The sequence below is a fragment of the uncultured Granulicatella sp. genome (assembly GCF_963528315.1).
GTDB lineage: Bacteria > Bacillota > Bacilli > Lactobacillales > Aerococcaceae > Granulicatella.
In genome coordinates, this window is record NZ_CAURVV010000051.1 from 1 (window position 1) to 11,180 (window position 11,180).

The 11,180-nt window shown below is 33.8% G+C and carries 7 protein-coding genes, 1 pseudogene and 1 riboswitch; of the genes and pseudogenes, 3 read left to right on the plus strand and 5 right to left on the minus strand.

Annotation, left to right across the window (positions count from 1 at the left end):
• Window positions 1–223: 223 nt before the first annotated feature.
• From pyk to dnaE, 3 genes and pseudogenes are all read right to left on the minus strand, one after another.
• Window positions 224–1,633: pseudogene (gene pyk, locus RYK07_RS08030) on the minus strand (pyruvate kinase); the annotation flags it as partial.
• A gap of 17 nt (window positions 1,634–1,650) precedes the next feature.
• Window positions 1,651–2,616, minus strand: a complete 966-nt coding sequence (pfkA, locus tag RYK07_RS08035; protein ID WP_314853341.1) for a 6-phosphofructokinase — start codon at window positions 2,614–2,616, stop codon at window positions 1,651–1,653.
• A gap of 102 nt (window positions 2,617–2,718) precedes the next feature.
• Window positions 2,719–6,057 carry a DNA polymerase III subunit alpha gene (dnaE, locus tag RYK07_RS08040; RefSeq protein ID WP_314853342.1) on the minus strand — a complete coding sequence of 1,113 codons (3,339 nt, stop codon included), beginning with the start codon at window positions 6,055–6,057 and terminating at the stop codon, window positions 2,719–2,721.
• Window positions 6,058–6,201: 144 nt separating this feature from the next.
• On the opposite strand from dnaE, the gene RYK07_RS08045 reads away from it, so the two are divergent.
• A complete protein-coding gene (locus RYK07_RS08045) occupies window positions 6,202–6,420 on the plus strand; it encodes a YjzD family protein (protein WP_314853343.1) in 219 nt (72 codons plus the stop codon).
• A 664-nt stretch (window positions 6,421–7,084) separates the two neighbouring features.
• Here RYK07_RS08045 and gndA read toward each other — a convergent pair.
• Window positions 7,085–8,518, minus strand: a complete 1,434-nt coding sequence (gene gndA, locus RYK07_RS08050; RefSeq protein WP_314853345.1) for an NADP-dependent phosphogluconate dehydrogenase — start codon at window positions 8,516–8,518, stop codon at window positions 7,085–7,087.
• Window positions 8,519–8,684: 166 nt separating this feature from the next.
• On the opposite strand from gndA, the gene RYK07_RS08055 reads away from it, so the two are divergent.
• On the plus strand, window positions 8,685–8,828 hold the full coding sequence (locus RYK07_RS08055; protein ID WP_020991322.1) for a DUF4044 domain-containing protein: 144 nt from the start codon (window positions 8,685–8,687) through the stop codon (window positions 8,826–8,828).
• Between the two features lie 42 nt (window positions 8,829–8,870).
• Here the strand turns inward: RYK07_RS08055 and metK are convergent, their stop codons facing one another.
• A complete protein-coding gene (metK, locus tag RYK07_RS08060; RefSeq protein ID WP_314853347.1) occupies window positions 8,871–10,040 on the minus strand; it encodes a methionine adenosyltransferase in 1,170 nt (389 codons plus the stop codon).
• A riboswitch (SMK box riboswitch) is annotated at window positions 10,038–10,114 on the minus strand. Its footprint overlaps the gene before it by 3 nt.
• A 162-nt stretch (window positions 10,115–10,276) precedes the next feature.
• On the opposite strand from metK, the gene RYK07_RS08065 reads away from it, so the two are divergent.
• Window positions 10,277–11,101, plus strand: coding sequence for a hypothetical protein (locus tag RYK07_RS08065; RefSeq protein ID WP_314853349.1), 825 nt, complete (start codon window positions 10,277–10,279; stop codon window positions 11,099–11,101).
• Window positions 11,102–11,180: the final 79 nt, after the last annotated feature.

An 11,180-nucleotide genomic window follows, 5' to 3' on the forward strand; every position in this document is an offset into this window, starting at 1 on the left:
TATAAAAAATCCTGTCGGTGATTTCTCACCAACAGGATTTGTCGAACAACCAAAATAGAAAAGACTCTTATAGTAGTAAGCGTAAAAGTTGCCTAATTGGCAACTTTTACTAGGAACTTTCGAGACCTTAGGCTCGAAAGTTAGGCATGAGACTCGCTTTTGCGAGTCTGCTGCCGTCCTTTACTACTATACAAGAGTCTATTTCGAATTCTTAAAATGTTTTTTGAACCTTCAACATATTTGTTGAACCTGTTTCTCCAACTTTAAGACCGGCTGTAAGAATTAATAATTCTCCTTTTTCAGCAAATCCTTTTTCTAATACGATATCATTTGCAAGCTTAAACATTTCATCAGTTGATGCAGGTCTATCAATAACAAAAGGTTGAACACCCCATACTAATGCTAAAGCACGTTGTTGACGTTCAGTGTATGTCACAGCCATAATATTTGCGCTTGGACGATATTTAGAAATCATTTTTGGAGTATGACCAGATTGAGTTGCAGCTACAATTGTTTTAATATCTAAGTTTTTAGCTGTATGCGCTACAGAACGAGCAATTGCTTCCGCTACATCTGATGCATCATAAGTTTTTAATTTAAATTTATCTTGTCCACGTAATTCACGTTCAGTACGTACACAAATGCTTGCCATTGTTTTAACAGCTTCTACTGGGTAGTCCCCTGCTGCAGATTCACCAGATAACATTACAGCATCTGTACCATCGAAGATAGCATTTGCTACGTCCCCTGCTTCCGCACGAGTTGGACGTGGGTTACGTTGCATTGAATCTAACATTTGTGTAGCTGTGATTACTGGTTTACCACAAGCATTACATTTCTTAATTAAAGCTTTTTGAACGATTGGAACTTCCTCTGCAGGAATTTCAACACCCATGTCTCCACGAGCAACCATTAAACCATCAGATAAAGCTAAGATTTCATCAATGTTATCAATACCTTCTTGGTTTTCAATTTTTGGAATAATTTGAATATGAGTTGCATTGTGTTCTTCTAATAAATCTCTGATTTCTTGAACGTCAGATGCACGACGAACGAAACTTGCTGCGATATAGTCAATATCATTTTCAATACCGAAGATAATATCTGCTCTATCTTTTTCAGTGATTCCTGGTAATTTAGTACTTACTCCTGGAACGTTAACACCTTTTTTGTTTTTAACAACACCGCTGTTATTTACAACTGTTACGATTTCGCCATTAGCATGGTCAATTTCTGTAACAGTTAAACCTACTAAACCATCATCGATTAAGATAGTAGATCCAACTTTAACATCGTTAATTAATTCTGGATAAGTAATAGAAATTTTTTCTTTTGTTCCTAAAACTTCAGTCATTGAAATACGTAATACATCGCCAGTGAAGAATTCTAAAGCTCCACCTTCCATATCATGTGTACGAATTTCAGGTCCTTTTGTATCTAATAAGATAGCAATCATTTTACCAGTTTCTTGACGTACTTTTTTGATATTGTTAATACGTGCTAAATGTTCTTCATGGTCACCATGAGAGAAGTTTAAACGTGATACGTTCATTCCTGCTTCAGCTAATGCTGTTAATTTTTCAATTGATTCACTTGCTGGTCCAATTGTACATACAATTTTAGTCTTTTTCATAAAAAATTACTCCTTAATTAAAATGAAATTTCTTTATTTAATTGATATAATTCTAAGTTTGGAACATGTTTACCATTTGCTAATGTTTCTACGATGTCGTTATAAACAACTTCTTCGCCACGAACACCAACGCAAACGCCGCCAACGCCTTCTTTTAATAAATCGATGGCTTTTGCACCTAAACGGCTTGCTAATACACGGTCACGAGCAGTTGGTGAACCACCACGTTGAACGTGTCCTAATACTGTTACACGAGTGTGGAAATCATCATCATACTCCCATAATTTTTTAGCAAATTCATCGCCACTCATTACCCCTTCAGCTAAAAGGATAATTGTATGTTTTTTACCATTTAGACGACCACGTTTTAGATCTTTTGCTACTTCAGCAATGTCAAAATCTTGCTCAGGAATTAAAATTTGTTCTGCTCCACTACCGATACCAGTCCATAAAGCAATATCTCCTGCATTACGTCCCATTACTTCAACAATAAATGTACGTACGTGACTTGTTGCAGTATCTCTTAAGCGGTCAACTGCTTCTAATACAGTATTAATCGCTGTATCAAAACCAATTGTATAATCTGTACCTGGAATATCATTATCAATTGTTCCTGGTACCCCAATTGTAGGAAAACCTAATTTTGTTAAAGCTACTGCACCTTGGTAACTTCCGTCTCCACCGATAACAACTAAACCTTCGATACCAAATTTTTTCAATTGTTCGATCCCTTTTTCTTGACCTTCACGGTGTGCAAATTCAGGATAACGAGCAGAATATAAGAAAGTACCTCCACGGCCAATCATATCTCCTACATCAGAAGCTTCCATTTTACGGATATCTCCTGCTACTAATCCTGCATATCCATAGTTAATCCCATAGACTTCAAATCCTTCATAAATTCCTTTACGAACGATGGCACGAACTGCAGCATTCATACCTGGTGCATCCCCACCACTTGTTAAAACAGCAATACGTTTCAAGCTATTCACCTCTTATTTATTATTTGGAACTCATCCAATTTCTTACCCTATTTTAACACTTTTCTTAAAAAATGTCTTTTCTTTTCATTAATGAAAAGGTTTTTATTTTATAATTTTTACATTTTTTTCTCCTACAACAGAAGAAAGGGCTTTTATCGTCTCTGCATCAACTGCTAATCCTGTGTTAAAATTCATTTTTAGAAGTTGATCTTTACTTTCGATATATAAAAGAACGGTTGTATCTCCAGGATTATTAATAATGACATTTCTAATTTGATCAAATACTTCTTTAGTTTGTAATTTTTCAGTGATTTTAATATAACATTTAATCGAAACTGCTTGTGCTAATCCTTCGACTTCAAATAAACTTAATACTTCCTGAACTTGCACTTGCCATTTAGACTGTAGACTTTTTCTTGATTTCCCTTTTATTAATACTAATTGATTTTCTTCTAATAATGAAAAAACAATTGGATACACTTCAGAAAATACAACAAATTCCATTTCACCAGTTTCATCTTGTATCGTTCCAAAAGCCATAGGTTCACCTTTTTTTGTACGAGTCTTACGAATATTTTTTAGTAATCCTAATACGGACACTGGTTTTGATTCATAAATTGTTGAAATACGATTCGCTTTTTGCTCTTTATACAATATTTCATAAGGTTCTGTTGGAAAAGCAGAAACTGGAAATCCTAATACAGCAATTTCTCGTTCGATCTTTTCAATAATATTACTATCTTCTTCTTCAAAATATTTTGGATACATATCTTCATTTAGTTCTAAAGAAAGATTACTTCCATGAAATTTCACACTTTCAATCACAGCATCAATGGTTGCTCTCAATGTCGCTCTATTTTTTCCTAATTCATCAAAAGCTCCCGCATCAATTAAAGCTTCTAACACTTCTTTTTTACAAAATCGTTTCCCAATTTTAAATGCAAAATCCATAAAATCAATGTATGGACCATTTTGTTTTCTTTGTTTAAGAATTTCTTGAATAAAGTCTCTTCTTAATCCTTTAATCGCATTTAATCCAATAAAAATTCCATCAACCGTTGCATTATATTCTTCTAAACTTGTATTAATCGATGGATTTTTAATCGAGATTCCTCTTTGTTTTGCTTCGATAAAGTAAGTTTGTAATTTTGGAGAACGATCTCCTACAAATCTTAAAATCGCAGTATAAAAAGCACGTGGATAATGAGTTTTAAAATAAGCTAATTGATACGCTAATAACGAATACGCAAATGCATGTGAACGGTTGAACCCATAATTGGCAAATCGCTCAATATATTGATAAACTTCTGTCGCACTAGCTACATCAATGCCTTTTTCGATTGCTCCTTCAATAAAATGAGCTTTTTCTGTTTCAATGACTTTAGCATCTTTCTTACCAATGGCACGTCGCAAAATATCAGCTTGGCCCAATGTAAATCCAGCCATTTGAGACGTTACTTGCATGACTTGTTCTTGGTAAACCATGACTCCATAAGTAGATTGCAGAATCGACTCTAATATTGGATGCGGATATTTCACAACTTCTTGTCCATGCTTCCTCTTAATAAAAGTATCAATTTGCTCCATCGGGCCTGGTCGATATAAGGCATTTACTGCAGCAATATCTTCTAAATTTGTTGGTCGAAGTTTCTTTAATACTCGACGAATACCATCTGATTCAAATTGGAATATTCCATTTGTATCGGCTTCTTGGAATAATTCAAGAGTTTTTTCATCATCTAACGGAATTTCGTTTAAAATAATTTCATGTTGATAAATTGATTTTGTTAATTCAATTGAATCATGTAAAATAGATAAATTCGTTAAACCTAAGAAGTCCATTTTTAACAATCCAATTTGTTCAACATATTTCATCGTATATTGAGTAATTGGTAATTGCTGTTCCTTATACATTAAAGGAATGACATCCGTTAATGGCTTATCATATAATACGACCCCTGCTGCATGGGTAGATAAATGTCGAGGTAAGCCTTCAATGCGACAAGCTGTTTCAAAAATCAATTGATTTTTTGGACTTCTAGACACTAATGCTTGTAAACTTTTTGACTGTTCATAGGCACTCTTTAAATTAATCCCTAACTGATTTGGAACAGCTTTAGACCATTCTCCAGCTTGAACCGTGGTTAACCCTAGCACACGACATACATCTCTCAATGCTTGTTTACTACCAAATGTCCCAAAAGTAGCAATTTGAGCAACGTGATTGTCCCCATATTTTCTTCTAACATAATCCAATATATCTTCTCTACGATTATCCGGAAAATCTAAATCGATATCGGGCATTGTATATCGTTCCGGATTTAAGAATCGTTCAAATAATAATTGATATTCAATTGGATCCACCTTAGTAATATTTAATAAATAAGATACTAATGAACCTGCTGCTGAACCACGTCCAGGTCCTGTTTGAATTCCTGCTTCATGAGCATATTTCATAATATCCCATACAATTAGGAAATAATCGTCAAATCCCATTTGATGAATAATAGATAATTCATAATTTAGGCGTGATTCATACTCGTCTTTTACTAATTCTTTATCTTTTAAAGATTGCTGACAAATTTCTTGTAAGTAATCGTGACTCGTTTTTCCTTCAGGGGTTTGGAATTTTGGGAGTAATAATTGGTGCTTTGGGAGTTCCCATTTTAATGAATCGACAAATTCTTGTAATTGGCGGACTAACTTTCCTTCTAATACAGTCGACCAATGTTGAGTTAATGCCTTCTCATCTTGTAAATAGTATTGTCCACTCACTTCTGCTTGAGTCGTACTTAGTGTTTCCCCATCTCCAATAGCTTTTAATACTCGATAACTAAAATCATCCTCAGCTTTTAAATAGAAAGTTTTAACAAAAGGAAGAAGTTTTGTAGAAAAATCCTTTGTCCATTCTTCTAATTGTTCTAGAGAAATTGGTAAAGCTTGGTTTAATTCAATTCCTAAATAAATATTTGAAAAATATCGTTCTTCTGCTTCAAATAACCAACGTTGAAAAGCCACTTCCCCATTCGAACATTCCAATGCCCATTCACTATTTTCTTGAGGGAATACTATTTGTAAATGCTCGGAAACTTCCTTTATGATTCTTTCCATATCTTTTGAAACAAGTTTTGATTTTTGATATTGAGTTGATAATTCGATTAATGATTGATAACCAATTTCATCCTTTGCGTAAACAATCATTGACGAAAAAGCTTCTGCATTTCTCCATTGCTTATATTGGAATAAACAGCCAATAATAGGTTCAATATTTTGATTACGACATAAATTATAAAATTCAATTGCCCCATGTAAGACACCTTCATCGGTTAAAGCTAATTTTTGATATCCTAATTCCTTAGCAGTCATTACATATTTATATAAATCAATGGTACTTCTCAGTAAGCTATAGCCACTAGTAACTTGTAAAATCGTAAATGTCATAATGATTCCTTTCTATCATTTCTTCTCATTCATTATAACGGCTGAATAGAATTTTGTACAAATATTGTGATGTTGTTTTTTAAACAATTTGATTCATGCAAGTTTAAGAAATTTTACTTGTATGAACTAGGATGATTGACTATAATGAAATTGAAAGAAGGTGTCGAAATGAAATACCTCGTAACTTTTGTTTGGGGATTTATTTTAAGTCAAGTAACCTATTATTTAGGTTCTGCATTAGCACAATCTCCATATAACTTTACTAATGCAGTTGTTGTTGGAGTATTAGTTTCATGTGGGATTGTATTAATCCAACACGTCTTCATGAAACCAACAAAAACTGCCCCACAATCACATCAATAAAAAAAGCATCTCAAAAGAGATGCTTTTTTTATTATAAGAGATTACGTCCCCACATTAATGAATGAAGAAACAGAAAAGACTATCCATAGTAGCCCAAGTACTAGAAGCCACCTAGCTTCTAGTACAGGAAATTTCGAGACCAAGGCTCGAAATTTAGGCATGAGACCCGAAGGAGCTGCTGCCGCCCTAGCTACTGTAGTGTAGTCTTATTTAAACGTATTCTCATAAATGAATAGATAAGCAGATAAATTAAACTTCTAAACGTCCCTTCATTAATGAATGCTCAAACCAAAAAGACTACCCATAGTAGCTCAAGTACTAGAAGCCACCTGGCTTCTAGTACAGGAAATTTCGAGACCAAGGCTCGAAATTTAGGCATGAGACCCGAAGGAGCTGCTGCCGCCCTAGCTACTGTAGTGTAGTCTTATTTAAACGTATTCTCATAAATGAATAGATAAGCAGATAAATTAAACTTCTAAACGTCCCTTCATTAATGAATGCTCAAACCAAAAAGACTACCCATAGTAGCTCAAGTACTAGAAGCCACCTGGCTTCTAGTACAGGAAATTTCGAGACCAAGGCTCGAAATTTAGGCATGAGACCCGAAGGGGCTGCTGCCGCCCTAGCTACTATAGTGTAGTCTTATTTAAAATATTAATTGTTATTATTGTTCGATTTCACGTTCTTGTGACCATTCGAAGTGGAATACTCCCGGTTTATCCACACGATTATAAGTGTGAGCACCAAAGTAGTCACGTTGCGCTTGAATTAAGTTAGCTGGTAACACTTCTGAACGATAAGAATCATAGTAAGCTAATGCACTTGAGAATGTTGGAACAGGGATTCCTGCTTGAACAGCTGTCACAACAACTTCACGTACCGCTTCTTGATAAGATTCAGTTACATATAAGAAGTATTTATCTAATAATAAGTTTTTCAATTCTGGATCACGTTCAAATGCATCCGTAATTTTTTGTAAGAATTGAGCACGAATAATACATCCAGCACGGAAAATTTTCGCGATTTCTCCATAATTTAATTTCCAATCAAATTCTTCACTCGCAACACGCATTTGAGCAAATCCTTGTGCATAACTCATAATTTTTGAGAAATACAATCCTTTACGAACTGATTCAATTAATGCTTGTTTTTCAGTATTTGATAATTCAGGAACTTTAATTGGAGATAATTCTTTACTTGCAACTTCACGTTCTTCTTTTAATGTAGAAATATAACGTGCAAATACAGATTCAGTAATTAATGGAAGTGGCACACCTAAGTCTAATGCACTTTGAGAAGTCCATTTACCAGTTCCTTTATTACCAGCAGTATCCATAATTACTTCAACCATTGGTTTACCTGTTTCAGGATCTTTTTTCGTTAAAATATCAGCAGTAATTTCAATTAAGTAACTATCTAATTCACCAGTATTCCAAGATTTGAATACTTCTGCAGTTTCTTCAACAGTTAACCCACCTACACGACGTAAAATATCATAACTTTCAGCGATTAATTGCATATCACCATATTCGATACCATTATGAACCATTTTTACATAATGACCTGCTCCATTTGGACCTACGTAAGTCACACATGGTGCACCATCATCAGCTTTAGCAGCAATTTCTTCTAAGATTGGTGCTACTAAATCATACGCATCTTTTTGTCCACCAGGCATAATAGCTGGACCTTTTAAGGCTCCTTCTTCACCACCAGAAACTCCAGTACCGATAAAGTTAATACCTGAGTTCGCTAACATTTCGTTACGACGGATTGTATCTTGGAAGAATGTATTTCCTCCATCAATTAAGATATCTCCTTTATCTAAATGTGGTAATAAACTTTGAATTGTTTTATCAGTTGCTTCACCAGCTTTAACCATTAATAAAATTCTTCTTGGTTTTTCTAATGAATCTACGAATTCTTCCACTGTATAAGTTGGAACTAATTTTTTGTCTGGATGTAATGCAATCACTTCATCTGTTTTTGAAGATGAACGGTTAAAAATTGAAACTGAATAACCACGACTTTCAATATTTAATGCTAGATTACGACCCATTACTGCCATACCAACGACACCAATTTGTTGTTTTGACATTTTGAATTCCTCCAATATTTTATAAATTTACCTTGTCATCATACCAAAATTTACAATTTTAGGAAAGCTATTTGCACTCAAAGAAAATTTTCATTTACTATACTACTTGAGTATTTCTTACAATTCATGTAAACTAACAATGATTTGAAATAAAGGAGAGATACTAGTGTCAAGAAAACCAAGAAAAAAACAAAAACGTAATCTTTCAACAATGGAAAAAATTACTCGTGTTGTTGTATGGTTTATGTTATTAGCAACATTAGGAGTTATCGTATTCCAATTTGCAATGACTGTTATGAATTATAAATAGTAAAAAAACGATTATAACATCTCCGTTATAATCGTTTTTTTATTAGAATTCAGCTTTTAAAGCTTCAACTTTATCTAATTGTTCCCACGGTAAATCTACATCTTTACGTCCAAAATGTCCGTAAGCAGCAGTTTGTTGGTAAATTGGTCTACGTAATTGTAATGTTTCAATAATTCCTTTTGGAGTTAGCTTGAAAACTTTACGAATTGCAGCAATTAAATCTTCTTCTGAAACATGATTTGTTCCAAAAGTATCCACAGAAATTGATACTGGTTGAGCTACCCCAATTGCATAAGCCAATTGAATTTCACATTTATCCGCTAAACCTGCTGCTACTACGTTTTTAGCAATATAACGAGCAGCATAACTTGCAGAACGGTCTACTTTTGTTGCATCTTTTCCTGAGAATGCTCCTCCACCATGACGAGCGTATCCACCGTAAGTATCTACGATGATTTTACGACCTGTTAATCCAGAATCTCCAACTGGTCCACCAATTACGAATTTTCCTGTTGGATTAATGAAGTAACGTGTTTCATCATCTAATAATTCACTTGGTACAACTGGTTTAACAACATATTCTAAAATATCACGATGAATTTGTTCTTGAGAAATTTCTTCATCATGTTGTGTACTGACAACAATAGTATCAATACGTTTTACTTTATGGTCTGTTGTATATTCAACGGTTACTTGAACTTTACCGTCTGGTCCTAAGTAATCCAATTGTTTTTCTTTACGAACTTTTGCTAATTGATAAGCTAATTGATGACTTAGATAAATTGGCATTGGTAAATAAGTATCTGTTTCATTTGTTGCAAAACCAAACATTAAACCTTGGTCTCCTGCACCAAACTCTTCTTGTTGTCCACGAGTTTCTAAAGCATCATTAACCCCCATAGCAATGTCAGGTGATTGCTTGTCTAAAGAAACCATGACAGCAACGCTATCCGCATCATAGCCATACTTGCGATCAGTATAACCAATTTTGCGAATCGTATCTCTTGCAATTTGTTGATAATCGACTGTAGCTGTTGTTGTAATTTCACCAACTAATACGACTAAACCTGTATTAACAACTGTTTCGCAGGCTACACGAGCGGTTGGATCTTGAGCTAAAATAGCATCTAATACTCCATCACTAATTTGGTCTGCGATTTTATCGGGATGTCCTTCTGTAACTGACTCCGATGTAAATAAAATTTTTTCCATTGTTTTTCCCCCATTCAATTCCGGTTACAAGGCATCTACACATTGTGCATCCTCTCGGGAATATCATATTTTTTAAGACTCAACCATTATAGCATTATTTTTGAAAATTCCTAGTATTATTTCTCTTTTTTATACATTTATTTTTTGAAAATGTCATGTAATCGTTTAAATACTGCTTGACAAGCTGGATTAATTTACCTATCATGAAATCAAAAAGTATTTTCGAGGTAATTGATATGTCCGCAAATTCTATGGCACATTCAGAATCACCTTATTTGAAACAATTGACGAATCCATTATGGAGTTTATTTTTAGCTCCTGTCAGTTATTCATTTTTAGGTTTTTTTCTAGCCATTAAAACAAATGCTATCCCTCTTTCTGGGATACTCGTTTTATATTTTTTCTTGTTTATGATTAACTTACAAGAAATGATGTATTCAAAATTTTATAAAGTTCCAAAACGTGGACAATCCGTTGTACTACTTTTAACGAACTTCTTATTACTTTTACCAATTGTCTATTTTGTACAAACTTTTGGTATTAGAATTGGAATTATCGCAACATTAATTGTTGGAGTAAATCATAGTTGGATTTTCCATTTACAATCAAATCACCCTGCATACGCGTATCATGTACTTTTAAATAGCTTAGCTAAATTCACTGTAGGTAACTTTTTAATGTATTACTTGATTACACATCAAATTACAAACAATATTTTCCAAGTATTTCTATGCTATGCAATTTTTGGAATTAGCATGATTCAGTTTAAACAAAAATCAGTTGAACGACATAATCCTGAAAAACTAGACTATCCTGTTTGGAGTATGTTTGTATCACTTATTTTCAACTTATGTTGGCTCATTGCATATCCAGTTAGTTTTTATGTAGTAGGAACTCATTTCTCATTATTTGCATTAATTCTAATTGGAATTAGTGGAATTATTCCAATTCTATATCATATTCTTCTAAGGAAAACAGCTAAACCTAGCCGAATTGCTACCTTCTTCTATTGGTACGCAACTTTACTAACGATATTAATCGGAATTTTTTATCAATTATAAGAAAATCCCTTCGTCATAAAAGACGTGAAGTGACCCCAAAAAGTTAGACTTTTTTTGAGACGACATAAGTCGTCTCTTT

Bases quoted from the DNA above. Each gene is read 5' to 3' on its own strand.
- RYK07_RS08045 (WP_314853343.1), top strand. From the start codon at position 6,202: ATGAAATTGAAAGAAGGTGTCGAAATGAAATACCTCGTAACTTTTGTT.
- RYK07_RS08065 (WP_314853349.1), top strand. From the start codon at position 10,277: ATGTCCGCAAATTCTATGGCACATTCAGAATCACCTTATTTGAAACAA.
- metK (WP_314853347.1), bottom strand. From the start codon at position 10,040: ATGGAAAAAATTTTATTTACATCGGAGTCAGTTACAGAAGGACATCCC.
- dnaE (WP_314853342.1), bottom strand. From the start codon at position 6,057: ATGACATTTACGATTTTACAAGTTACTAGTGGCTATAGCTTACTGAGA.
- gndA (WP_314853345.1), bottom strand. From the start codon at position 8,518: ATGTCAAAACAACAAATTGGTGTCGTTGGTATGGCAGTAATGGGTCGT.